Source organism: Labilibaculum euxinicum (assembly GCF_009795715.1).
Taxonomy (GTDB): Bacteria; Bacteroidota; Bacteroidia; order Bacteroidales; family Marinifilaceae; genus Labilibaculum; species Labilibaculum euxinus.
On record NZ_WTCR01000011.1, the window covers coordinates 94472 to 118465 of the forward strand.

At 36.7% G+C, this 23994-nt stretch carries 23 protein-coding genes; 7 read left to right on the forward strand and 16 right to left on the reverse strand.

Annotation, left to right across the window (positions count from 1 at the left end; all coding sequences use genetic code 11):
- Nucleotides 1–242 precede the first annotated feature (242 nt).
- Entirely contained in the window at nt 243–1016 is a 774-nt protein-coding gene (locus GQR60_RS19985; protein ID WP_191991629.1) for a hypothetical protein, read from the reverse strand.
- 508 nt (nt 1017–1524) lie between these two features.
- Between GQR60_RS19985 and GQR60_RS14770 the strand changes: the two genes are divergently transcribed.
- The gene (locus GQR60_RS14770; RefSeq protein WP_124993664.1) at nt 1525–1920 is read left to right on the forward strand and encodes an FKBP-type peptidyl-prolyl cis-trans isomerase; all 396 of its coding nucleotides are present in this window, start codon (nt 1525–1527) and stop codon (nt 1918–1920) included.
- 110 nt (nt 1921–2030) lie between these two features.
- On the opposite strand, the gene GQR60_RS14775 is transcribed toward GQR60_RS14770, so the two are convergent.
- The 3 genes from GQR60_RS14775 to GQR60_RS14785 all read right to left on the reverse strand — a co-directional run bounded on the left by GQR60_RS14775 (nt 2031) and on the right by GQR60_RS14785 (nt 3563).
- The gene (locus GQR60_RS14775; protein ID WP_124993665.1) at nt 2031–2546 is read right to left on the reverse strand and encodes a DUF2892 domain-containing protein; all 516 of its coding nucleotides are present in this window, start codon (nt 2544–2546) and stop codon (nt 2031–2033) included.
- Nucleotides 2547–2803: 257 nt separating this feature from the next.
- A complete protein-coding gene (locus tag GQR60_RS14780; RefSeq protein WP_124993666.1) occupies nt 2804–3100 on the reverse strand; it encodes a hypothetical protein in 297 nt (98 codons plus the stop codon).
- Between the two features lie 55 nt (nt 3101–3155).
- Entirely contained in the window at nt 3156–3563 is a 408-nt protein-coding gene (locus GQR60_RS14785; protein WP_124993667.1) for a hypothetical protein, read from the reverse strand.
- Nucleotides 3564–3790: 227 nt separating this feature from the next.
- Here GQR60_RS14785 and GQR60_RS14790 point away from each other — a divergent pair, with 227 nt between their 5' ends.
- Nucleotides 3791–4834: a quinone-dependent dihydroorotate dehydrogenase gene (locus GQR60_RS14790; RefSeq protein WP_124993668.1), complete on the forward strand. Its 1044-nt coding sequence runs from the start codon at nt 3791–3793 to the stop codon at nt 4832–4834.
- Between the two features lie 135 nt (nt 4835–4969).
- On the opposite strand, the gene GQR60_RS14795 is transcribed toward GQR60_RS14790, so the two are convergent.
- Entirely contained in the window at nt 4970–7915 is a 2946-nt protein-coding gene (locus tag GQR60_RS14795; protein WP_124993669.1) for a DNA polymerase III subunit alpha, read from the reverse strand.
- A 205-nt stretch (nt 7916–8120) separates the two neighbouring features.
- Nucleotides 8121–9326: a DNA polymerase IV gene (gene dinB, locus GQR60_RS14800; protein ID WP_124993670.1), complete on the reverse strand. Its 1206-nt coding sequence runs from the start codon at nt 9324–9326 to the stop codon at nt 8121–8123.
- Between the two features lie 73 nt (nt 9327–9399).
- Here dinB and GQR60_RS14805 point away from each other — a divergent pair, with 73 nt between their 5' ends.
- Together GQR60_RS14805 and GQR60_RS14810 are read left to right on the forward strand one after the other, a co-directional pair.
- Nucleotides 9400–10110: an XRE family transcriptional regulator gene (locus GQR60_RS14805; RefSeq protein ID WP_124993671.1), complete on the forward strand. Its 711-nt coding sequence runs from the start codon at nt 9400–9402 to the stop codon at nt 10108–10110.
- 119 nt (nt 10111–10229) lie between these two features.
- A complete protein-coding gene (locus GQR60_RS14810; protein WP_124993672.1) occupies nt 10230–10523 on the forward strand; it encodes a putative quinol monooxygenase in 294 nt (97 codons plus the stop codon).
- 145 nt (nt 10524–10668) lie between these two features.
- Here the strand turns inward: GQR60_RS14810 and GQR60_RS14815 are convergent, their stop codons facing one another.
- Together GQR60_RS14815 and GQR60_RS14820 are read right to left on the reverse strand one after the other, a co-directional pair.
- Nucleotides 10669–11112: a hypothetical protein gene (locus GQR60_RS14815; protein ID WP_124993673.1), complete on the reverse strand. Its 444-nt coding sequence runs from the start codon at nt 11110–11112 to the stop codon at nt 10669–10671.
- A 287-nt stretch (nt 11113–11399) separates the two neighbouring features.
- The gene (locus GQR60_RS14820) at nt 11400–13445 is read right to left on the reverse strand and encodes a M13 family metallopeptidase (protein ID WP_124993674.1); all 2046 of its coding nucleotides are present in this window, start codon (nt 13443–13445) and stop codon (nt 11400–11402) included.
- A 167-nt stretch (nt 13446–13612) separates the two neighbouring features.
- Between GQR60_RS14820 and mnmA the strand changes: the two genes are divergently transcribed.
- Entirely contained in the window at nt 13613–14704 is a 1092-nt protein-coding gene (mnmA, locus tag GQR60_RS14825) for a tRNA 2-thiouridine(34) synthase MnmA (RefSeq protein WP_160463494.1), read from the forward strand.
- A gap of 6 nt (nt 14705–14710) precedes the next feature.
- Here mnmA and GQR60_RS14830 read toward each other — a convergent pair whose 3' ends face one another.
- Nucleotides 14711–15205: a GAF domain-containing protein gene (locus tag GQR60_RS14830; RefSeq protein ID WP_160463495.1), complete on the reverse strand. Its 495-nt coding sequence runs from the start codon at nt 15203–15205 to the stop codon at nt 14711–14713.
- Between the two features lie 119 nt (nt 15206–15324).
- Here GQR60_RS14830 and GQR60_RS14835 point away from each other — a divergent pair, with 119 nt between their 5' ends.
- The gene (locus GQR60_RS14835; protein ID WP_289531015.1) at nt 15325–15588 is read left to right on the forward strand and encodes a DUF3820 family protein; all 264 of its coding nucleotides are present in this window, start codon (nt 15325–15327) and stop codon (nt 15586–15588) included.
- 53 nt (nt 15589–15641) lie between these two features.
- On the opposite strand, the gene modC is transcribed toward GQR60_RS14835, so the two are convergent.
- From modC to modA, 3 genes are read right to left on the reverse strand one after another with little or no spacing between them, the layout of a single operon-like run.
- Nucleotides 15642–16736: a molybdenum ABC transporter ATP-binding protein gene (gene modC, locus GQR60_RS14840; RefSeq protein WP_124993677.1), complete on the reverse strand. Its 1095-nt coding sequence runs from the start codon at nt 16734–16736 to the stop codon at nt 15642–15644.
- Between the two features lie 51 nt (nt 16737–16787).
- Complete coding sequence (gene modB, locus GQR60_RS14845; RefSeq protein ID WP_101308546.1) at nt 16788–17483, reverse strand: molybdate ABC transporter permease subunit; 696 nt, start codon at nt 17481–17483, stop codon at nt 16788–16790.
- Nucleotides 17484–17485: 2 nt separating this feature from the next.
- Nucleotides 17486–18265 carry a molybdate ABC transporter substrate-binding protein gene (modA, locus tag GQR60_RS14850; protein WP_124993678.1) on the reverse strand — a complete coding sequence of 260 codons (780 nt, stop codon included), beginning with the start codon at nt 18263–18265 and terminating at the stop codon, nt 17486–17488.
- A gap of 113 nt (nt 18266–18378) precedes the next feature.
- On the opposite strand from modA, the gene GQR60_RS20430 reads away from it, so the two are divergent.
- Nucleotides 18379–18531 carry a helix-turn-helix domain-containing protein gene (locus tag GQR60_RS20430; RefSeq protein ID WP_394367643.1) on the forward strand — a complete coding sequence of 51 codons (153 nt, stop codon included), beginning with the start codon at nt 18379–18381 and terminating at the stop codon, nt 18529–18531.
- 32 nt (nt 18532–18563) lie between these two features.
- Here GQR60_RS20430 and GQR60_RS14860 read toward each other — a convergent pair whose 3' ends face one another.
- The 4 genes from GQR60_RS14860 to GQR60_RS14875 all read right to left on the reverse strand — a co-directional run bounded on the left by GQR60_RS14860 (nt 18564) and on the right by GQR60_RS14875 (nt 23809).
- A complete protein-coding gene (locus tag GQR60_RS14860) occupies nt 18564–19226 on the reverse strand; it encodes a ferric reductase-like transmembrane domain-containing protein (RefSeq protein WP_124993679.1) in 663 nt (220 codons plus the stop codon).
- A gap of 146 nt (nt 19227–19372) precedes the next feature.
- Complete coding sequence (locus GQR60_RS14865; protein ID WP_124993680.1) at nt 19373–20077, reverse strand: Crp/Fnr family transcriptional regulator; 705 nt, start codon at nt 20075–20077, stop codon at nt 19373–19375.
- A gap of 381 nt (nt 20078–20458) precedes the next feature.
- Nucleotides 20459–21163, reverse strand: a complete 705-nt coding sequence (locus GQR60_RS14870; RefSeq protein WP_124993681.1) for a hypothetical protein — start codon at nt 21161–21163, stop codon at nt 20459–20461.
- Between the two features lie 96 nt (nt 21164–21259).
- The gene (locus GQR60_RS14875; protein ID WP_124993682.1) at nt 21260–23809 is read right to left on the reverse strand and encodes a phosphoenolpyruvate carboxylase; all 2550 of its coding nucleotides are present in this window, start codon (nt 23807–23809) and stop codon (nt 21260–21262) included.
- Nucleotides 23810–23994: the final 185 nt, after the last annotated feature.

Below are 23994 nucleotides of genomic sequence, written 5' to 3' on the forward strand. Positions count from 1 at the left end.
TAGCATAATCACGATCTAAATTATTATACATTCTTCTTGACAAAAATAGCTCATCCAAATGTTATGTGAAATCCCCATTTATAATGATTTTTTTACAGATAAAATCAAAAGAAAATACCTGACAAAATAAACTCTATCCTTTCGACATGTATTAGAAGTAGTGTCTTTTCTATAAAAAGAAGAGATAAAAAAAATCCCCCTATTTCAAGGAGGATTAACAATTCAACTCATTTTATCTTTTACTAACAAAAACCTTTCAATGCTTTTTGCACTATTTTCAGATCGTTTTCTTCGTTGCGGATAATTTTATTTTTATCGTCGTACTCAAAATCAGAATAAGAAATTACGACCAAAGAGATATCATTCTCTGGAAGAACTTTAGCTCTTCGTTCATCGTATATTCTTCGTTGCTCTTCTCGCGACACAGTCTTTGTTTTTTCTTCTTCTTCCTCGTCCTCGTCGTTGTTTTTGTCAAAGCCGGCAACAGGTCTAAAATTCTGTATTTCTTTGTATTCAATCACCAATTGCAATTCTTCATAATAAGCATCTACAGGCAACATGGTTTGTTTTTTCCCATTTTTATGCAGATCTCCCAAAAGGAAATCAAATCGTTTTTGACGATCCGATGTTAACGATAAAACTTTATCGCATAAAGCAATAACATAGGTTTCATCACTGTTTAAACGAATGGCTATCGGATCATTTTCCGGCTTCTTTTTTTCCTGTTTGTAGGGTGCATCCGGAGCAGGTGCATTGGCCGGAACAAAATACCAATAAGTATGTTCTCCATGTCTTTCGGCATGAACAAAAGGTATTAAAGCTAACTGATCTTCGGCATCTAGTTCCCTAAGGATTAAGCGAATTGGCAATCCTTTTTTCACATCTTTTGCAAAAATTCCGGCTTTAATAAAGGCTGGCATCAAATCTTTTACCGGTACTATTGTAAGTGAAGCATTCGAGTTAAAATATTCTTCAACTACTTTGTTTATCTTTTCTATTTTGGAAAGATCTTTCATCTGTTTATAATTTTAAGTTTTTGTCAGATGGTCCCGAAAGCTTTCGGGATTACCATGCTGGAATAATCATTTCCCTGTGTATAGAAAGCTTTATACATGGACGTTTTATATGTCTAAATTTGTTTTTTATTGCCACATAGCCTGTCCCGAACTTGTTTCGGGAGAACTCACCAACTTAGTCATCCTCGTGTGTGAGAAAAGTCTTCTCATGGCTCGTTTCATCTGTTTATAATTTGTTTTTTTAGTTCCATATGGTCACAAAAGCTTTCGGGATTACCATGCTGGAATAATCTATTGCCAGTAAGAGACACTTTTCTTCTTTCGTTTCTTAATGGCGTACAAAGATAGATTTAAATTCCCTGATAAAGACTATTCCCTTTTCGGTTGCCTTGATTGTTTTGTATGTATTTCTATTCAATGGTAAGAATCAAGATCACGAAAGTGGCTTTGTAATGCAAAACAAGATTAGAATTATCTATTTTTGTACTCACCAAATTTTCAAAAAAAGATGACGAAACGCAATTTCCGGCATAAAAACGACGAAGAAATTACAGCCTATCTTGCTGACAATAAACTGGAAGCCCAAAAAAGCGATTCCGGCATATATTACCACATATCCAAAGAAGGAGAAGGCGAGCATCCCACCTGCACTTCAAACATTACGATCAGCTACATTGGCTATTTTACCGATGGCAATACCTTCGATCAAAATGAAAGACTGGAAATTAATATGGCAGATGTTATTGCAGGCTGGACAGAAGGAATCCAATATTTTAAAGAAGGAGGTGAAGGAATCTTATTCATCCCTTCGCATTTAGCATACGGAAATACCGATTTTGGATTCATCCCTGCCGGAACGGTTCTTATCTTCGATATTCAATTGATTGGAGTTGACGCAGTCTAAAAAAAATCGAAATATTCTTCAACAAAAAACCTGACAGATTTTTGAAAATCTGTCAGGTCTAATTATATCATTTGCAATCGAATTATTCTAAAATCTGAGTAAAGAAAAACTTAGATGCGTTTCAGCATGCCTTCTATTTCTCTGATTTGTGCCGTCAACATTTTTTGTTTGTCCAGTTTTTTGGCATCCTGTAAATAATATGTTGCCAGTTTCTTGTTTCGTTTCGAGAGAGCTATTCCTGACAAATTTAATTTAGCAACTGCCTGATCAGTTTTCAAACGAAGACCAGTTTCCAAGGCTTTCTTAAAATGTTTTTCAGCCTGTGCATTTTTTTGCTTTTGTGCTTCAACCAAACCGGAAAGATAATAGTAATATGCTTCCTGACTTTCAATCATCCTTTCGGGATGCTTTACCTTTGCTAATACCTTACCTGCAGACTCAAACTTATTTTTTCGAACAAAATAAAATGCAAGAAGGTTCATTTCATTTTTAAAATAGCTTAATACAAACAATCCGGAAAGTAAAAGAATCCATATTCCCGAAGACACTAAACTATTAATAAAAAGAGCGATAGATCCTAAAAATAAGATTCCAGCAATTATAAGACGTAGATATTTTCTAATCATGATTATTATTTTTTAGTTCAAGGCTACAAAACAAAGCATTTTTTGATAAAAAACCAGCATTATCGAACTTAGTTTTTCCTATTTAATAAAGTATATTTTTTTATTCTGCTTTATGAAGAAGAATAAACTCGCTGTATAAGATTCAACTCAACTTACAAGCTAATAATTTATTCAAAAAAAAATCCAGACCTGTTTTCAACCAGTCTGGATTCTTTTATATTTTGTATGATAAACCATATAGCTTATCGTTTATTATTTTATTCTCCTATTGCTTTACGAAATGAATTTGCTCTTTCAACAAAATCTTCAAATTCTCCGTATTCAATAAAGCGGCTTACATAACCTTCGCACTTTTTACAAACCCCTTTGATTAAAATATCATTCATATCATTAAGAATATTTTCCCTCACCTCAACTCCTTCAACGCATACAGCCTTACAATGAACACAGTAAGTACCTTCCTGCACAATATAGCGATAGGCTTCTTTCTCTTCTTCGTCCAATAATATATTTAACTGAAACTGATTTAAATGTATTTCTTTTAATAAATTCATAGTGTGTTTGCCTATTAATAACTTAACCAAAGTGAAAACAAAAAAACTAAACTAGTTACGAATTTTCCTTCAATAATTTTCTGCCGGATTCAATATGCCTATCCCAAAAATAGTAAAATTCAGCAATATGCTTTCTACTGCTCCTAAGCATCTTCATTATCCATAAACTTAGTAATGAAAACAAGGTAGAAAGCCATAGCAGCAAATTAAATAAACCCGGACTTTTGGTAACAATTTCCTGAATGCTTTCCATCCCTAAATCCTTTCCTATCACCTGACCAATATTTATAAAATTCCCGCTTAGCAATACTAGTATACAACATATAGCAATCAGTACGAATAAAGCTCGTAATACATTAAGAAAATTCTTCATCCTTTCTGTAGAATGACCTTTCGTGTAGATCACTACAAATTTACCCGCGGATGATTTCAACCAGCTTTCAAAATCATTTTTAATCATCATACTTCTGTAATTTCTTATTGTTTTTTAGCTTAATTAACTCCCAATTACAGGAGGTATTTTCAAAACGACTACGAAAGTATAAAAATAATCATTAAAAAAAAAGTTATGTTGACTAATTATCATACTGTTATTTGCCAGGTAATTTCTCATCATAAACAAACAATTAAGACTTAAAACTCTTTTTCTATTCATATTCCTTACTATCTTTGTTTAAAATTTATATTTAGATGAGTTTATACCGATTATTGATACGCCCCTTTTTAATTCAGTTCAATCCTGAAACAATTCACAGATTTACATTTACCTGTTTTAAGGCTTTCCAGAAATCGAAAATTATCCGTTCTATTGTTTCTGCGCAGTTTAGAGTTGAAAGCTCATCCCTTGAAAGGGAGCTTTTTGGCTTAAAATTTCCAAACCCCGTTGGTTTGGCCGCAGGATTGGATAAAAATGCAGAAGCTTTCGATTTTTTAGGAAGTATGGGCTTTGGATTTGTTGAAATTGGAACACTTACTCCAAAAGCACAGCCAGGAAATCCAAGACCTCGTTTGTTTCGTTTTGTTAATGATAAAGCATTGGTAAACCGTATGGGATTTAACAATGAAGGTGTTGAAGAGGCTGTTGAACGCTTGCGGAAAAAAAGAACCAATATAATAATTGGTGGAAATATTGGCAAAAATAAAAATACACCTAACGAGGAAGCTACTGATGATTACTTAAAGTGTTTTGATGCCTTATATCCTTATGTAGATTACTTTGTAGTAAACGTAAGTTCTCCCAACACTCCTAATCTGAGAGAACTGCAGGGAAAAGAACCTTTAAAGAGGCTTTTGAATGAAATTATGGAGGTAAACAGAAACAAAGAAAAAACGAAGCCTGTCCTTTTAAAAATTGCACCGGATATTAACAACTCACAATTGGATGATATCATCGAAATTGTTCAGGAAACTAAAATTGATGGCATTGTTGCGACAAACACAACCATTTCACGGGAAGGATTGTCGTATCCGGAAAGCAGAATAAAACAAGTTGGTGCCGGCGGATTAAGCGGACAACCACTTCGTGAAAGATCTACGCAAGTGATTCGATACATACATGAAAAATCCGGCGGGAAAATTCCTGTTATTGGTGTTGGAGGTATCCTAACAAAAGAGGATGCTTTGGAAAAATTAGAAGCTGGAGCTTCGCTTGTGCAAATTTACACCGGCTTTATTTACGAAGGACCTGCTTTGGTGAAAGCAATTAATAAGGAGTTGGTAAGAAACAAAGTCTAGAAAGGTCGGGAAAAGTCAAACAGTCGAATGGTCTAAAAGTCATAAAACAACAATAATCGAATGTTTTGCCGTGTGGCCTTGGCCCAGGGTTAAAATAAACCTCATCCTTTTTAATTACTAATTAATAACTCATAATTACTTTGTCACATCGTCTAAACTCAAATTTGGCATCCGTTCCATTTTGCTCACTTCAATGCTTAAAAATCCATATTCCACAGTTACTTTTCCTTCTATGCAATAGCAACCGGGCCCGCGAAATGGATACTCTTTGGCAACAGGTGGAAAATGAACAGTATCGATCCAATGTCCATCCAAATCGATCCAGGTTCCAAAAAACATGATTTTTCCATTGCTGGCCTTGGTTGGTTTTCGAGTAATCAAAAAGCCAACAATGCGAACATACCGATTAATAAGCTGAGGTAAATGACATGCTTTTAAATCGGAAGGAAGCTCATCTTTCAGCAATTCGAAAGGCGACTGTATGGATAAACCCAGCAATTCAATTTCATCAAAGGCATCTTCCAATTGATGTTTCCATAGATCCGGAAGCTTGAACTCTTTCACCTCAGTCTGGAACAAGGTTTTTTCGGACTTGATCTTTTTACTATGCCCCAATAGAAAATGAGCATCCCAAAGCAATTCTTTTTTGCCTTTTCCGGTAAAACGGAAGGCTCCCACCCGTATCAAAACAATTAATTGCTCCAAACTAACAGGAAATCGATTCACAAAATCGCGCAAGCTTGTAAATATGCCATTCTCATTCCGCTCATTAATCAGATTTTTTCCGATTGTTCTTTCCAAATCATGCAAAAGATAGAAACCCAACCATATTGTTCTTCCCTGAATTCGATTCTCCCAAGAACTTCGATTTACACAAGGTGCTTCAACCGTGGCTCCATGCATTACCGCTTCATGCAAGTAGAGTTGTGCAGAATAAAAACCACCGCCATTGTTCAGCGTTGCCACCATATATTCTAATGGATAATATGCTTTTAAATACAGCGCCTGAAAACTCTCCACCGCATAACTGGCCGAATGTCCTTTTGCAAAGGCGTAATTGGCAAAGCTTTCAATCTGCCGCCAAATATCCTGAACAATTGCATCTGCATAGCCTTTTTGCCTGCAATTGGAAAAAAACTTATCCCGAACTTTCGCAAATTCATTTCTTTGCTTAAACTTCCAGGACATTCCTCTGCGCAAAACATCTGCTTCGTCGAGCGATAAACCGGCAAAATAATGCGCTACTTTAATCACATCTTCCTGATACACCATCACACCATAAGTTTCCTCCAATATGCGGTATAGGTCGGGAATTTCACGTCTGGCCTCTTCCCTTCTGTTTTCATCCTGAAAGCGGAGAATGTACTCGCGCATCATTCCACTCTTAGCCACTCCCGGTCTGATAATGGAACTTGCAGCAACCAACCGCTTGTAATCTTCGGCCTTTAATTTGGTTAAAAGCATACGCATGGCCGGCGATTCCACATAAAAACAGCCGATAGCTTCACCTCTTTTTAACATGCGCTTTATCCGCACATCTTCCATAAACAATTTGGTATTGTGAATGTCGATATCAATGCCATGATTTTGCTTGATAATGGCAAGAGTGTCTTTAATTTTACCCAATCCCCGCTGACTCAGAATATCGAACTTGTGCAAGCCCAAGTCTTCAGCAATGTACATGTCGAATTGAGTGGACGGGAAACCTTTTGGCAAAAGTTCGGTTGCTGAATAGTTGTTTATTGGTTCATCTGCAATTAAAATCCCACTGGAGTGGATGCTTCCATGACTCGGAAAACCTGCAATATACTGGCTGTAACGAATTACCCATTTTCCATATTCATCAGCCTGATCGGGATTGGGATTTTTTTGCAGGCGGGTAATCTCTTCATCGGGCAAACCAAATACCTTACCAATTTCACGAAAGGCTGATTTATGATTGAAAGTGATAAAAGTACCAAGCAAAGCAACTCTGTCCCAACCATATTTATCAAACAAATAGTGAGTCACATCATCACGATCGGTCCAGGAAAAGTCGATATCAAAATCGGGTGGCGATGTTCGGAAGGGATTAATAAAACGCTCAAAGTAAAGATCTAAGTCAACCGGGTCAACATTAGTGATTCTCAGAAGGTAAGCAACCAGACTATTGGCACCGCTTCCCCGCCCTACATGGTAATATCCTTTACTCATAGCATATTTTACCAGATCCCAATTAATCAGAAAATAGGAACAAAAGCTCAACTCCCGAATTACCTTCAATTCCTTGTTCAGGCGATCCAAAATCTCATCGGTTATCTGATCGTAACGATATTTTAATCCTTCGCAGGCCTCGCGCTTCAACAGTTCAAAATCTTCCTCCTCCGAAGAGGTAAAGTGCTTTTTGTTTTTGTTGCTTCCAAACTCAAACTCCATATTGCAGGAATTCAATAGATTTTCAGTATTTTCAATAATTTTTGGATATTCCCTGTAAATCTCTAAAAGTTCACTTCTACTTCGGTATCGATCCTCAAAATCAGCTTGTTCAGACTTGGGCAGTTTGCTTAACAAAGTATTCTTATCGATGGCCCGCAACAAACGGTGAATGTTGTAATCGCGTTTGTTTCGAAAGCTCGCTGTTTGCAAAACCACCAACTTATGCTGATGGTTTTTCCACTCAGTAAACGGCAAACGAAGTAAATCCTGAGGGCTCACACCTACATATTCATATTCTTTTAAATCACAAAGCTCTGACGTAAAAGGATAAACGACACAGGCATGTTTAAAGCTGGGTGCATTCGGTAAAAACGCTCTCTTTTCGTGCAAATGAAGGGTTAAGAACGCATTCAGTTCACGAAATCCATCTGTATTTTTAGCAATTGCAACATACTGTTGCTGAGTTCCATTCCGAAAATCGATTCCCACCACAGGGCGAATACCAAACGCCGCACATTGCCTTACAAAATCAAGACTTGCTGCGGTATTATTGATATCCGTTAAGGCAATAGTCGTAAATCCTCCTGCAGTAACCTCTTTTAAAAGATCTTCAACAGAAAGTGTTCCGTATTTAAAACTGTAGTAGCTATGGCAATTTAAAAGCATGGTTGTAAAGTCTAAAAAGTCTGGAAGGGTTTAAGAAGTCTGGAAAGGTCGAACAGTCAAACAGTCGAATGATATAAAAGTCTTGAAACAACAATAATATAATGCATTGCCCTGTGGCTTTAGCCCAGGGATAATGAGAATATCTTCTTTCACCCTGTTAATTCTTAATTCATCATTACTAATTCATAATTCTCATTCATCGTCTTTAGTGTGCCGGAATAATTGGTGTCTTACCATTGAAAGGGTTCATCCCTCCAATTGTTGTTGAGCCCATTCCAATGGCGCGCTTCACGGCACTTTGTCCGTAACGGTTGCGCACAAGGTCCATGGCCTGATACAATTTAATCAGCTTCTCCGAATCCTCGAACAAACGAATTTGATACGTTCCGCCCACCAAATAGCTAAAACAAACACCAATCAAACGAATCAATACTCTGCGCTCATACATCTTCTCAAACAAATCAAGTACTACAGCGATGAGTGTATGATCTAAAGATGTGTAGGGAATTCGCTTCTGTTTTGTATACGTCTGAAAATCGGAATATCGGATCTTAACCGTCACACAAGCAGTTAGTTTGTTTCCATTTCGCAGTTGATAACACAGATTTTCGGCCATAGCCACCAACAAACTGCGTAACTTGGTCACATCAGTGGTATCTTTCTCGAAAGTCCGCTCGCTGGATATGGATTTTCTCTCGTTCCAGGCCACTACAGGAGTATTGTCAATTCCTTGTGCCTTTTTCCAGATTACCGTGCCGTTTTTACCCAATACCCGTTCCATCAATTCCATGGGCATTTCCTGTACGGTTCGTATTTTTTCTACCCCCATACTTCGTAACTTGTGATAGGTTTTATCGCCCACCATGGGTATTTTCTTTATGGAAAGAGGCGCCAAAAAAGGCATTTCGTTTCCTTCCGGAATTTCGATGTGATTATTGGGTTTGGCCTCTCCTGTTCCCACCTTCGAAACCGTTTTGCTCGTAGAAAGGCCAAAAGAAATGGGTAAATTTGTCTCTTTTAAAATCTTCTCCCGTAATTCCCTCGACCACAAATAACTGGTCTGCACAAAACGATCCATTCCGGTAATGTCCACGTAAAACTCATCAATCGATGATTTTTCGAAAACAGGTGCACGTTCCTTTACAATTTCAGTCACCATGTCGGAAAACTTACTGTAAGTCCCGCTATCTCCTCTTATCACAACAGCACCCGGACATAATAGCCTGGCCATTTTCATAGGCATGGCAGAATGAATGCCATACACACGCGCTTCGTAGCTACAGGCAGCCACAACACCTCTGTCTGATGTTCCTCCAATCAGTACCGGACGATTATTCAACCTGTTGTCTAAAAGCCGTTCACAGGACACAAAAAAAGTATCCAAATCCATATGCAATATTGTCTTTCTCACTAATTGTCGATATTTTCGTCATTATTCTGACTATAATTTAGTCATTAATTGCTATCTTTGAAAAAAAGAAGCTATGTTTTTTGCAGAAAATATTAAGTTCCTGCGTCAGCGGAGAAAGAAATCTCAACTTAGTTTAGCTGAACAACTGGACATTACAAGAACTACTTTGGCAGGATATGAAAAAAATGTTCAGCCACCGTTTAAGGTATTGATTAAATTCGCTGAATACTTTGGTGTATCAATAGATGCATTGCTGCGCTACAATTTAGCAGAGCTGTCGGAATTTCAGCTTTCGCAGATAGAAGATGGATTCGATATTGATGTTACCGGAAAAAAATTACGCCTGCTCACCATATCCGTAAACAAAGATGGAGAAGAGAACATTGAAATGGTTCCGCTAAAAGCACAGGCAGGCTATACAAACAGCTACGGCGATTTGGAGTTTATCGGCTCACTGCCAAAATTCTTATTGCCCTTTCTTCCTAAAGACAAAACCTACCGAACGTTTCAAATTGCAGGAGATTCGATGCTGCCAATTCCCGAAGGTGCATGGGTAACTGCTTCCTTTATTCAAAACTGGGAGCAAATTAAAGATGGTACTCCCTGTATTATAGTAACACTTGAAGATGGGATTGTTTTTAAAGTAGTTTACAAACAGTTGGAGAAAAACCAAACACTCCTTTTGGTATCCTCGAACCGAAACTACAAGCCTTACGAATTGCCTATTAAGAACGTAATTGAAATCTGGAAATTTGAGACTTTTAACGGGTTTGAAATTGAATAACAAACAGAAGAACAAAAGCTTCAAGTCTAAAAATTCAGATTATAAAAACAATAATTTAACTTTACTACGAATAAAAAATAAAGTAAGACTAAAAACCAACGTTATTTAATAGAAATATCATGATCATCGTAAATGTAAAAATAAGACCTAAGGCCGGCTGTAAGCAGGATTTCATTAATGCATTCAATAATGTGGCTGAGCTGGTGAGACAAGAAGACGGATGTTTGGAGTACGAACTTCACCAAAAGCTGACTTCTGATTCGGAACTTTTTCTATTCGAGCGATGGGAATCTAAACCAGCTCTCGACAAGCATTTAAATGCTGAGCACATGACTAAATACATCGCTGAAGTGAAAGGTTTTCTTGAAGCAAAAAACGAACTGAATATTTACGAAGCTGAGAAACTGAATTAAATAACAAAAAGACGATACCGTACTTAATGATTGATTAAGGCCTTTAAACACAGTTTCGTGAACAGTCTCTTTTTCCTTGTTGATATCAGCACTCGAAAAATTATTTAACAGCTTATTATTGATAAGTTTTCATATTACACAGGACTTACAGAGTACACGAGGGTGGCATTTTCGAAACTCCGAGGCATGTGTGTGTTACAAAAATGGGCATCCACGAAAAAATATGAGTATTGTGCGTCACTAAATCCGGCATTCTTGAAACTCCGAAAGACTTGTGTGGCTCTAAAATGGGCATCCACGAAAAAATATGAGCATTGTGTGTGACTAAAACCGGCATTCTTGAAACTCCGAAAGACTTGTGTGGCTCTAAAATGGGCATCCACGAAAAAACATGAGCATTGTGCATCACTAAAACCGGCATTTTTAAAACTCCGAAGGGTTTGTGTTTTGCTTCAATCAACATTCCTGAAACTCCGAGAACATTGTTTGCCGCTAAAACCGGCATCCACGAAAGTGAGAGGGCTTTGTATTTTGCTAAAATGGGCATCCACGCAAGCAGATGCCCATTTATATAAAGTAAAACAGCCATTTTCAAAACTGATCCTGCAAAGGGAATAATGCTCATTTAAATAATCAGAAGCCAAACAACACGATAAATGTAATATATACATGTCCATCAATGCTTTCAACCATTCGAAGTGTAGTTTAACAGTTTATTATTGAAAGTTTTCATATTACACAGGACTTGCAGATTAGACTCTCCCGTCGAATTGAATTCAAACAAAAAAAACCGCCTCAGTTTCCCGAGACGGTTTGTATTTTTATACATCAAGTAAATCAGTATGATTACTATTTACTTTGTACTAATTTCCAACCTTACCAAATTTTAGCTCTTTGCTCTTCGGTACGGTACAAAGGAGCTTCAGGACCAATATTAAAAGTAGTGTAGAATTCTGGAATATTGAATAATCCACCATTCACACGATATTTTCCTGGTGAGTGAACATCTTCTTTAATCAATTTTCTTAGATAAGTATCTCTTACATTTCCTCTCCACACCTTTGAATAAGAAAGGAAGAAGCGCTGCATGTTATTAAAACCATCCACATCTGCAGGTGTTTTTCCATTCAACGACATTTTGTAGGCTTCCAATGCAATTGTTAATCCTCCATAATCGGCAATGTTTTCACCCAATGTTAATTTACCGTCAACATGAACATCATCAAATGGCTTAAACCCATCAAACTGGTCGACTAATTTCTGTGCTTTTGCATTGAATTTATCTGTGTCTTCTTCTGTCCACCAGTCTCTCATGTTTCCTTCCTTATCGAAACGGCGACCCGAATCATCAAAACCGTGAGTCATTTCGTGACCAATTACCACACCAATTGCTCCGTAGTTTACAGCATCGTCGCCATCCTTATAAAAGAAAGGAGGTTGAAGTATTGCAGCCGGAAATACTACTTCGTTCAACATCGGATGATAGTAGGCATTTACAGTTTGCGGAGTCATGCCCCATTTCTTGGTATCAACAGGCTCGCCTAATTTTTTAATATTTTTCTCGTACTCAAATTCGGAAGCTCTCCACATGTTCTGCACATACGAATCGGTACTTACTTCCAGTTTCGAATAATCTTCCCATTTATCAGGATAACCAATTTTCACACCAAAAGCATCCAATTTTGCCAATGCCTCTTTTTTGGTGTCTTCACTCATCCAATCCAACTTCTCAATTCTTCCACGCAAAACAGTTTTCAGATTGTCAACCAATTTAATCATTCTCTCTTTTGCCTCGGCAGGAAAATATTTCTCAACATACAATTGACCAATAGCTTCGCCCAATACTGCACCTGTTGCTGATGACATACGTCTCCATCGTGGCAGCTGCTCTTTTGTTCCCGAAAGAACTGTTCCAAAAAAGGCAAAGTTTTGCTTCTCAAGCTCAGTATTTAAATAACCGGCCGATTCATCAAGAACTCTCCATTTCAAGTACAATTTAATGTCTTCCAGTTTTTCATCTGCCAACATCTTATTTAACTCTGCTGTGTATTTTGGGTGAGTAACAATTACATACTCTTTAATATCAGCACCAATTTCTTTGAAATAGGCAGCCCAGTCGAAATTTGGATATTCTGCAGCCAATTCTTCAACTGTTTTAGGGTTGTACATGGCTGGATAATTTCTGTTTTCCAGATTAGTATTGAATTTGGTCGCCATGCGGGTCTCAAATTTCATAATTGTTTCCGCATTTGCTTTTGCTGTATCCGCATTTTCACCAATCAATTCAAGCATCTTAGCAACGTGCTTCACAAACTCAACACGAATGTTCGCGCTCGTTTCGTTATCTGCTGTGTAATAATCACGATCCGGTAAGGAAATACCATCTTCAGACAAATACATCCGATTAACAGTTGTGTTTTTCATGTCCTGCTCAACACCGGCACCAAACAAAGTACTTATGCCCATTTTATGCAGATGAACCAATGCATGACGCAAATCAACAGGATTGGAAACAGCCGCAATTCTTTCAAATTCGGGCAGCAATGGTTTGATTCCAACAGAATTAATTTTTTCAACATCCATACCTGTTGCGTAGAAATCCTGAATCTTTTTCAGATTGCTTCCCGCTTCGGCATTTTCTGTTTTTGCTGCTTCTTCCAACAAATCATGTACAGCACCATTGGCACTTTCCCCTAAAATATCGAAAGCACCGTATCGACTTCTATCTTCAGGAATTGGAGTATTTTTCATCCAGGTTCCATTGGCATATTCAAAAAAGTCATCACCTGGATTTACTGCAAGGTTCATGTCTTCTTTTTTAAGTACTCCTGTACCTTTTGGTGCCTTTTCTGCACATCCTACCATAATGGAAAGAGCCAAACCTGCGCTCAGAATTCCACCTGACAATCTTTTAATGTTCATTTTATGCGATTTGTTGTTAATACTTATTTTATTAAGCCCAAAAATAGGAAAAAGCCACAAAATCCTCTTATTTTTTCGATAATCATTATGATTCGCCCGACAAGACTTATTTTGTTATCAGCTTTTAAAGAGATATTTTTGCATCGGATTACAAAATGGAGAATTATATGAACGAGGAGATGGACAAAAAAGCCGGAGTAGTGTTGGGAATGAGCGGAGGAACCGATTCGTCGGTAACAGCCATGATTCTAAAGGAACAAGGTTACCATGTTATTGGTGTTTCTCTTTGGTTTTTTAGTACCGATAATTCCTTTAATCCTGGTGATCCACTGCCCGATTTTATTGTTGATGCTCAAAAGCTGGCACAGCAATTAGGTCTCGAACATCATGTGATTGATGCACGCAGAGAATTTCGTGATACCATTATTCAATTCTTTTTGGATGAATATATGGCAGGCCGAACCCCCAGTCCTTGTATTCAGTGCAATCCCCAGTTAAAATGGAAATTGCTTTTGGAAAAAGCCAATGAATTAAACTGCGAATTTATTGCTACCGGTCATTACATTCAGATTTGCAAAGAACCCAACGGTTACTATATCTGCAAAGGCAAAGATCCGGCAAAAGACCAATCGTATTTCCTATGGAATTTAGGACAGGATATTTTGTCGAGAACTCTTACTCCGCTTGGAAAATATACCAAAACTGAGGTTCGGGAAATAGCCGGGAATTTTGGTTTCGAAGAAGTGGCAAAAAAGAAAGAAAGCATGGGCATCTGTTTTATGGATCGTATGGATTACCGCGATTTTTTACAGGAAATGATTCCTGATTTGGATCAAAAAATAGGCCGTGGAAAAGTAACCGACACAAAAGGCAATCATTTGGGTTGGCACGATGGATATCCATACTACACAATCGGTCAGAAACGAGGGCTGGAACTGAAAGAAAAATCAGGTTTGATGGTAAGCCGGATTGATGCCGGTACCAATACGCTTATTCTGGAAAAGAAAGATGATTTGAATCGAATGAACTTAAAAATTTCCAATTATTATTTTAATGATATTGAGGATAGTAAATTACCGAACATCAGCACCATTGTGCGGGGCTTGGGCCGAAATCCACAAAAATACAGCAGTCTTCAAATTAACAACGATACAGAACTGGAAGTGAAACTGGAAGATCCGGCATGGGCCATTGCACCCGGACAACCCGTAGCATTCTATATTGGCGATAAATTGATAGGTGGTGGTTTTGCCGAATAGTTCCGGTTAAGAAATTGAAGAATTCCGAATGATATTATTCTGCTCATCAATAACCAAATCCGATTCGATACTTTCCTTGAAATGATCGACCAATTTATGATCCAAATCATCAAATTCTCTGCATTCCTTATTCAACACACAGAGCGTTCCGAATAATTCCTCATTCGGATAACAAATTGGCATTCCAAGATAGCAGGACATTCCACTGTTATACGTCATTTTATCTTTCCATAAATCATCTTCAGCAGCATCCTTAATGTGAACTTTAGTTTTGCCGGCTACAACCGAATCGCAGTAAGAACCAATACTTAACTCTCCTCTATCTCCTATCAAGTATGGGTTGTTCTCGTTTTGAGAACTAACTAATACTTCCAGCTCGTGAGGATGCAGTTTCATAATCAGAATTGCTGACACCTTCAACAAATCCTCCAGCAGATCAATTTTTTCCTGCCATTTCAACAAAATATTCAGATCTATATATTGTTTTTCTATTGCATTCATCTCTATCCGTTTAAAAATCATTAGTAAATGATTAGTAAAGTTATGGAAAAAATAAACAGAATGTCAATAGTAAATTTGCTGCATAATTTTCTTATTATAATAAATTCTAAAATATCTTTGTGCAAAACAATCTACAAAAAGATATGGACAATATAGATGGGGATTTAATGAACGAAGAGTTAATCAAATTAATTCGAATGAGAATGCCCTATGGAAAATACAAAGGAAGATATCTGATTGATATTCCTGAGCCTTATTTGGTTTGGTACAGGCAAAAAGGTTTTCCTCCCGGAAAATTAGGAGAAATGCTTGCATCCATGTACGAAATAAAACTAAACGGATTAGAGGGAATGCTGCGTCCGCTTTGCAAAAAATACCAGTGAGTAATGAGTCTAAATTAAATTTTTCAATTCTTAATTTCTAATACCTAATTAATTTAGGTATTTGTTTGCAAGGCCATCGATTTAAACAAACACCAAACATTTTTCCCTTCGGAAAGTTCCATTTTTAAAAGGGAAGCGTGAGTTATCGAAATCAATAATTTAAAGCCAACATCAACAAGACAATAGTTGCGATTCTCTTTTTGAATCACTTTTAGGATCGTTCCTGGCAATTGATTTCGAATTGAAATATTAGGGATTTTCTCCAATGTTAAAGCAATATCCTCAGGACGAAGCGAAACGTTCATTTCATCACCAATCTGACAACAATCCAAAACCATTTCCCTCTCAATGCTTATTTCTTCACTGGCATCTTTGTTCGATAAAATAGTTAATCCGTTTTTCTTATCGTGAGCTTCAACCTTAAATTGGATTACATTCATTAAACCGGCACCCCGCATTACATCAAGCATATTCTCCTGCTCAATCAAATCAAGATAGTTTCCTTGTCCAAGAACGCGTCCGTTTTTGAGCAAGAATAACTCCCGCGTCAAACTTAGTAAATCAGGCAAATCATGACTTACTACAAGCATGGGGATGTTAAATTTTCGATTGATCTTAATCAGGTAAGGAATAATCTGCCGGCGCAGCTTCACATCCAGCGATGAAAAAGGTTCATCCATCAGCAAAAGCTTGGGAGAACTAAGTAAAGCACGCCCTATGGCTACCCGTTGCTTCTCTCCTCCTGATAATTGTTTGGGTCTTTTTTCAAGTAAATTGTTTAGTTCCAGCAAATTAACCAATTCCTCAAATTCTATTACTTGTTTCCCTTTCGGGATGTACTTTGCTGCAAAAAGTAAATTTTTCCGAACATTCATGTGCGGAAACAATCTTCCTTCCTGAAACACATATCCAACTTTACGATTTCGGGCCGGTTCATAAATGTTTTTAAAAGTATCTACCATAGTAGTTTCTTCAATTTTCAGAAAACCTTCATCGGGCTTCTCTAAACCAACCAATAAGTGCATTAAAGTTGTTTTTCCTGCCCCCGACGGCCCAAAAATCCCTGTAATTCCTTGAATAAAATCCACTTCAATATCCAGAGAAAAATCGCCCTTACTACGTTTTAAATGTGCCGACAAAGCGTGCATAAACAATTGATTATTAAATTAGAACTAATTCTCACAACCGGATTCTCAAACTTAGTTTCGCTTGTGTAATTTTTTCACTAAATATTCAGAAAAAGCCATAGCCAAAAAGGAAAAAAGCACTGCAACCAAAAGCAATCTAAATGCCGAACTTTCCATACCAGGCATTTGAATCTGGTTGAACAAAGCCAATGGAATGGTTTGAGTTTCACCGGAAATATTTCCTGCAAATATAATGGTGGCGCCAAATTCGCCCAATGATCTTGCAAATGAGAGCACAAAACCACTGATAATACCTGGCAATGCCAATGGTAAAGTCACTCTAACAAAACTTTGAAAAGTACTGGCTCCCAAAGTTTTCGCGGCTTCTTCAAATCCAGGATCAACCATTTCAATGGAAAGCCGAATGGCACGCACAGCCAATGGAAAAGAAACAATCATTGAAGCAATTACTGCAGCATAATAAGTAAAGGCAATTCTGATTCCGAGGAGTTCGTTCAACCAGTGACCAATCAGTCCTTTTGTTCCTAATAAAAGCAACAGAATAAAACCTGTAGCAACAGGCGGTAAAACCAAGGGTAAATTTATAAATCCTTCAATTAAAGATTTTCCCCGGAAAGTTTTACGAGCCAACCACCAGCCCATCAAAACAGCAATGGGTAAAACCAAAACAGCACACCACAAAGCCACTTTAAAAGAAAGACCGATTGCACTCATTTCTGTTTCCGAAAATACGAACCAATGCTCCATAATTAGTCTATTTTAAAACCATTTTTTTTCCAAATAGATTTGGCTTTATCCTCATTTAAAAAGACAACGAATGCCTTCTGTTTTTTATCTGAATTTATTTTGCCTGCACCGCAATACTGTATTGGATCACAATCTGTCACAGCAAATTCATAAACTGTTCTCACTTTTTTAGATTTCTTTGCATCTGATAAATATACCATCCCCATTTCAACCTCTCCCATCTCAACCATAAAGAGTGCATCTCTAACATCCTTAGCTGGTAATATTCGTTTGGCAAATTTATTTTCCCATGAATTATTTATCATGATTTGCCTGGCATACTTCCCTGCTGGAACATGAGCCGGATCGCCAATGGAGATTCGACCTTTGAATAAATCGGGGAAATTAACTATCGAAACAGAATCCAGATACAAATCTGTATTCTCGATGGGTACAATAGCCACCATTCTATTTTCAACCAGACTTCGAATCGAATTTCGATCCACCAATTGCAACGAATCCAAATAATCCATCCAGTCTTTACTCGCCGAAACATAGTAATCGAACTCAGCACCGCTTTCAATTTGTCTGGCCAATATACCCGATGACGCAAAATTCAGACGAACACTTATTCCTGTCTCCTTCTTAAACTCCTGAGCAATTTCATTCATCACATCAATAACGCTTGCTGCCGCAAAAACACTAATCGAGTTAGTGGATTTATTGTGAGATGAGCACGATAATAAAAAAACAAATAGGAGCAAAAAGAGATACTGTTTCTTCGATTTCAACAATAATTTCATAGGGCATTATTAAATTAGTTGGGGTTTGAAGACATGAAAATAGCAATTTTTCCTAAGACTAAAGCTTTCCATAATTAGAAGAGCATGGAATTAAAATTGAAGATGAACGTGAAATCCGGTTAAACCTAACGCATCAAGATATTGCAAACCTTGCTGTCACAACACGACAAACGCTTACATCTATTTTTAACGAGTTAGTACAAAACGGCATTATCAACTACAATAGAAGAAAAATTCTTATACGAAAGCAAGAGGAATTGCTGTAGGCTTTTTACAGACTAAACATTTAAATATAAACCTAAAGCCCGTTAGCTTTTTTCATTCGTAATTCTTCCAAACGCGAACGTATTGGTTTATATCTGATTATAAAACCCAACCCCAATAAACAAACATAAACAATCCAGTCTTCTTCCAGCAGTATTACATGCAAAACGACCAAACCTGCTGCCACATAAGCCAATTTGTGAAGTTTTTTCCAAGCCTTTTTCAATAACTTCATAGACCTTTTATTGGATGTAATCATTAGAGCAAATACAATAATTCCAGCCAAGAATCCGGCTACAAGTTTTACTTCACTAAAAATGGCTGAAAATCCTTCGTACTTAATAAAAAACGAAAAATGCAAAAGGGCATAAACTCCTGTTGTTATACCAATTGCCTGACGGGTACGCAAATTGCTTGTCCATCCAAAAAGAATACGTACAGGTGTACACATTAAAATGGCTATCAGAAAACGAATACCCCATTTTCCTGTAGTATGAATCGCATATTTAATACCCGGTATTGCATCAACATCCATTTCCGCAGCTAGTTCGGGAGATAATTCGTAATCATCAAAAATGAGAAAATCATAATTGTTATTCTCAAAATTAAAATTTGCCAATTCATACAAGCTCAACAAAGGAACAAACGCAATGATGCAAACTAAAATCCATCCCCTGTTTTTCTTCAGCCAATTCATATAAAACTCAAAATTAATAATTCAGAATCTCTTTCCAAAGGTAGAATAAAGCCAGAAACATCATGTTAGGCTCTTTCAATAAGTAAAGATGGGGAAAAAACAAGAGATGATAAATACCAACATTTAGGTATTAAAAAACAAATGAATTACCCTACACGGCTAATTTGCTTTAGTTTATCCATATCCAGTATTGAAATACAACGGCCATTTACTTTTATGATCTTATCGGATTCAAAACCGCAAATCTGCTTCGACACACTTTCCCGACTGGTTCCAATCATGCAAGCAATTTCTTTACGGCTAAGTGGCAAAATAAAATTCGGAGAATTAAAAATCACACATGAAAAATACAAAAGAGCATCGGCAACTTTGCCAAAAATCTTTTTTTGATGCTGATCGATAAAACGATGATAATTCCTCACACTATCATTACATACAGAAGACAATATTTCATAACCAAACCTTCCATTTTCTTTAATAAATGTTGAAAAAACAGGAAGCTTGATATAACAAACAGTTACATTGTTTAAAGCCATGTAAGAATAGTGAGTTATATTGTCACTAAAGATAGAATGTAAGCCCAAATAAGAATGAGGCTTAATAACCTGCAGAATATATTCCTGATGCCGATCACCTTTTCCATATTCTTTCACAAGACCACTTCGCAGATATACAACATGATCGGCCCAAGCACCTTCCAACAATATTATTTCTCCCCTTTCAAATGAAACTTCATGGCAGTTATCACTCAACAAAGACAAGTCATCACCAGAAAGCATTTGAACTGCACAGGATTTGTCTGTACAAGTTTCACAATTCGAAAAAATAGAGGCATTAGACTTTAGCAACATAATGATGTAATATATCTCACAAATATATGATAAAACATTCACAATAAGTAATTATTACACCCGTAACTTCGTCTATTACTTTACAGTAAGCGAAAAAATTATAAATAAAACAATCCTCCTTCGCTCAATATTGTTTATTGAATATGCAATACTTTTCCTTTGAATTGTCAGCTTTTGAGTTGGGAGCTCAGGATAAATTTTACTGCGGATTCTATTGCAAATTTGCGCTGTATCTTGAGATTTTCTTTTGTTGTGTGTTGCTCTTTTCAAAAGGTTTTTTCACAAAAACAGCTCCAAACATTTAGGATTATGTCGTCTTTACTAATAAAAAAAAGATCGACTGTTCAGTCGATCCTCTATTACTTTTGTGAAATTAGATTATTACAAACCTAAATTCTTATTCTTTATCACTTCATCCTGAAGTTTCCTTGCCAATTTTTGCTCACGCACAAGAGCATTCTTACGATGAGTATCGAATTCCTCACGTACATCTTCTAAAGTTTCTTTGGTTTCTATTGTTACAACATTACTTCTTTTAAACAAAAAGAAACACAAACCAGCAATCGCAAGCGATCCAAAAATTAAAATCCACATAATGGTATTGTAAGTCGATTTTGGCAATTGCATTCCCAACAGACTCATACTATCTTTTGAATTAATAGTTTCTTCCAATTGATTTTTTACTGTTTGCAATTCTTTTTTTAGAGAACCAATTTCTGTATTTTGATTTTCAAGCAAAGATTTTGTATCCGACAAGTTCTTTTTTACAAAATTCAACGAATCTGTAACATTAGACTGAAACTTTTCTAAAGAGCTGATTTTAACAACTTTATAATCCTCATACCGATTGGATTTTGTCATCATATAATCAAACTGCTCTTTAATGGTTCCTTCATCAAGATAAGCTTTTACACGCTTTCTTACGACAGGTTTCACAACAGCTGGAGTAGTAACCTCCTGCTTAGTTGTCTCTTGCTTCTTCACTTCTGTTTTTACTTCGTTAGAAGTTTCTGTTGTCTGCGCAAATATTGCAGATGAAAACAAGATGAAAAGGACGGTTGAAAATAATGTTTTGTACAACTTCATTGGGATTCTTTTTGTTTTAATTCGTTTCTCAATTACAAAGAAAACGATATTCGACTTAGAAAATTGTTAGTAGTGAGTAAAATTTCTTAAACTTATTTAGGCTGAATTTCTACTGGCATTAATATTACCATAAAGTGATCGAATAACCAAGTTTTGCAGTATATTATATTTGTTTTGATCAGTATTTCCAGATAAATCCATCTCACGGATTTTCATCAGCGCAAATTGCTGAATACATATTAAAGGCAATACAATCTCTTCCCTTAAATGAATCGAATCCTTTAACTCCAGTGATAATTCCATAATCTCCTCTTGTCCGGATACTTCCAATAACATATCAATACTCAATTGATATTCCTTATAAATCCAATTCCAAAATTCACCAAATTCTTCATCTTTTTGCATGTATTGTGTTAATGAAAAATATGATTTGCTTATTGACTGCATACTGTTCTCAACCAAAGTTCTAAAAAACAGAGAATTCTGATACAGACTCTTACACCCTTCCATTCGTCCTTCTTCTTTCAATCTCTTTATAGATGCTCCAACACCAAAAAAACCAGGTACATTTTGCTTCATCTGACTCCAGGCTCCTACAAAAGGAATTGCCCGCAAATCTTCAAAATTTAATTCCGCTGATGCATTTCGTTTACTGGGACGACTTCCAATTTTTGCTTCTCCGTAGTATTTCAAAGCACTCATTTTCTCTAAATAAGGCACAAACTTATCCGATGATTTAAATCGCTGATATTCTTCCAGACTGTATTGCGAAAGAGCCTCCATTATTTCTCTGTCTTCTGTGCTGAATTGTTTACTTTGATCCTCGAACAGACGATTTCCCAATCCAGCGGTAATCAGTAATTCCTGATAATATTTAGCCGATGCCTTGGTTCCAAACTTCGAACTAATCGTCTGCCCTTGAATGGTTACCTGTATTTCCTGATTTTCGATATTATTCCCAAGAGAAGAATAGAATTTGTGTGTGTTTCCTCCTCCTCGTGCCGGAGGTCCCCCGCGTCCATCAAAAAAGACAACTACAATTCCCTTTTCGCGCGCCAATCGGGTAATATTTTCTTTTGCTTTGTAAATGCTCCAATTTGCTGAAAAGTAACCCCCATCTTTGGTTCCGTCCGAAAAGCCAAGCATAATGGTTTGCTTCTTTCCTCTCGAAACCAAATGCTGATAGTATACCTTATTTTCAAACAACTCCCTCATTGTTTCATCGGCTTTCGACAAATCATCAATCGTTTCGAATAACGGTACAATATCTAATGGCAAAGAATCTTCCCAGGCACAAAGCTTAGCCATAGCATAAACCCGGGCTACATCAACAGAAGACTGACAATTACTGATAATAAATCGATTACATGCCAACTCCCCATTTCTTTCCTGAATCTCTTTTATGGTGGAAAAAACACTTATTGTATCTCTGCTCACCTTATCTTCAGTTTTAAAATAGCTAACTGATCCTTTTACTTCAAATAAACTTTCAATAGAAACATCGCCAATTTGATTCGTTAAAAAGGTAGAAGATTTACACAAAACATCAAAAGCTTTACCAATAATCCGACTATCCTGCCGGATGTCAATATTAGCAAAATGAGAACCAAACAGTTTCACTTTATTCTGAAACTTTCTCAATAAATCGAGAAAGAAACCATCGTGTTGCTCCACTAATATTTTCTCAATTTTATTTAAACAATCAGTAATCTCAGCAAGAGAGATTCCTGCACTTTTATCACTATCATTCAAAGCAGTAAGAACCCTTTCTTCCAAGTTCACAATTAACTCATACACACCTTTAAAGCTTAAGCGCCTGCGCAAAAGTCTCAAATCTTTGTAATAATTCAAAAACAAAATATACCGAAGTCTTTCTGCAACTTTCAGTGTTGTTTCAGTATTTACATAAGGATTTCCATCACGGTCGCCTCCCGGCCAAAAACCAAATGAGATTACAGAACCAACCTTTTCATTAGAAAAGTCTTCGCTTTTTAACAATTCTGAATACAAATCGGAAGCCGACTGATAAAATATATTCTCAAGATACCAGCTCAAACTTTTTGCTTCATCATATGGTGTAGGACGTTCCTTCTTAAAAAACGGTGTTTTCCCCAACTGGGTAAGCAATAACTTAATTTGAAGCAAATCGCTTTTTTGAATGGCTTTTATCAAATCATTGATAATGGCAAGAACAGTGCTGGGATAAAATTGCGTAGGATGAGCAGTTAACACAACCCGCACAGCAAAATGTTCTAAATCATTTTTTAAATCCTCCCATTTGCCGGTTTGTTTGATCTTCGACTTTAATGCTTTCAAACTGCCGGCACCATCTAAATCATTCATTTTGCCAAAGACTGCATCCTCCACTGCATCCAGCAAAACCACCTGTCTTTCGATGTAATGAATTACCCGAAACATGAAATCAAATTCTTCCTCCTCTGTTTTAAAGGAGGTTTGCTTCTCAAAAAAATCCTCGAATATTTCAACCGGTGATTTTCCTGTCTCCAATCCCTTCGAGCATTCTTCTTTTAAAATGGGAATTAATATTCCCGTTTTATGAATACCATCCAATGGCAATGTCAAAAATATACTGTTGTACAATTTGTACTTTAAATCAACTTCATTTTGAAATTTCTCTGATCTCATATAATTATATTTCTCCCCCGTACATATACATATATTAATTGATCCGATTAAGATAAGAAAACAGATTGAAATTTAACGAGGAGATAAACTATTTTCAGAAATATTTGCTGCTGGACGGGGACTGCTGCATTCACACAACTCAACCTCTTTATCAGCAAGGAAAAAATCTCAAAAACTTCACTCCT

Coding starts and splice junctions, on each gene's coding strand:
- GQR60_RS19985 (WP_191991629.1), bottom strand. CDS start 1,016: ATGAAAGATCTTTCCAAAATAGAAAAGATAAACAAAGTAGTTGAAGAA.
- GQR60_RS14770 (WP_124993664.1), top strand. CDS start 1,525: ATGACGAAACGCAATTTCCGGCATAAAAACGACGAAGAAATTACAGCC.
- GQR60_RS14775 (WP_124993665.1), bottom strand. CDS start 2,546: ATGATTAGAAAATATCTACGTCTTATAATTGCTGGAATCTTATTTTTA.
- GQR60_RS14780 (WP_124993666.1), bottom strand. CDS start 3,100: ATGAATTTATTAAAAGAAATACATTTAAATCAGTTTCAGTTAAATATA.
- GQR60_RS14785 (WP_124993667.1), bottom strand. CDS start 3,563: ATGATGATTAAAAATGATTTTGAAAGCTGGTTGAAATCATCCGCGGGT.
- GQR60_RS14790 (WP_124993668.1), top strand. CDS start 3,791: ATGAGTTTATACCGATTATTGATACGCCCCTTTTTAATTCAGTTCAAT.
- GQR60_RS14795 (WP_124993669.1), bottom strand. CDS start 7,915: ATGCTTTTAAATTGCCATAGCTACTACAGTTTTAAATACGGAACACTT.
- GQR60_RS14805 (WP_124993671.1), top strand. CDS start 9,400: ATGTTTTTTGCAGAAAATATTAAGTTCCTGCGTCAGCGGAGAAAGAAA.
- GQR60_RS14810 (WP_124993672.1), top strand. CDS start 10,230: ATGATCATCGTAAATGTAAAAATAAGACCTAAGGCCGGCTGTAAGCAG.
- GQR60_RS14815 (WP_124993673.1), bottom strand. CDS start 11,112: ATGGCTGTTTTACTTTATATAAATGGGCATCTGCTTGCGTGGATGCCC.
- GQR60_RS14820 (WP_124993674.1), bottom strand. CDS start 13,445: ATGAACATTAAAAGATTGTCAGGTGGAATTCTGAGCGCAGGTTTGGCT.
- mnmA (WP_160463494.1), top strand. CDS start 13,613: ATGAACGAGGAGATGGACAAAAAAGCCGGAGTAGTGTTGGGAATGAGC.
- GQR60_RS14830 (WP_160463495.1), bottom strand. CDS start 15,205: ATGAATGCAATAGAAAAACAATATATAGATCTGAATATTTTGTTGAAA.
- modC (WP_124993677.1), bottom strand. CDS start 16,736: ATGCACGCTTTGTCGGCACATTTAAAACGTAGTAAGGGCGATTTTTCT.
- modB (WP_101308546.1), bottom strand. CDS start 17,483: ATGGAGCATTGGTTCGTATTTTCGGAAACAGAAATGAGTGCAATCGGT.
- modA (WP_124993678.1), bottom strand. CDS start 18,265: ATGAAATTATTGTTGAAATCGAAGAAACAGTATCTCTTTTTGCTCCTA.
- GQR60_RS14860 (WP_124993679.1), bottom strand. CDS start 19,226: ATGAATTGGCTGAAGAAAAACAGGGGATGGATTTTAGTTTGCATCATT.
- GQR60_RS14865 (WP_124993680.1), bottom strand. CDS start 20,077: ATGTTGCTAAAGTCTAATGCCTCTATTTTTTCGAATTGTGAAACTTGT.
- GQR60_RS14870 (WP_124993681.1), bottom strand. CDS start 21,163: ATGAAGTTGTACAAAACATTATTTTCAACCGTCCTTTTCATCTTGTTT.
- GQR60_RS14875 (WP_124993682.1), bottom strand. CDS start 23,809: ATGAGATCAGAGAAATTTCAAAATGAAGTTGATTTAAAGTACAAATTG.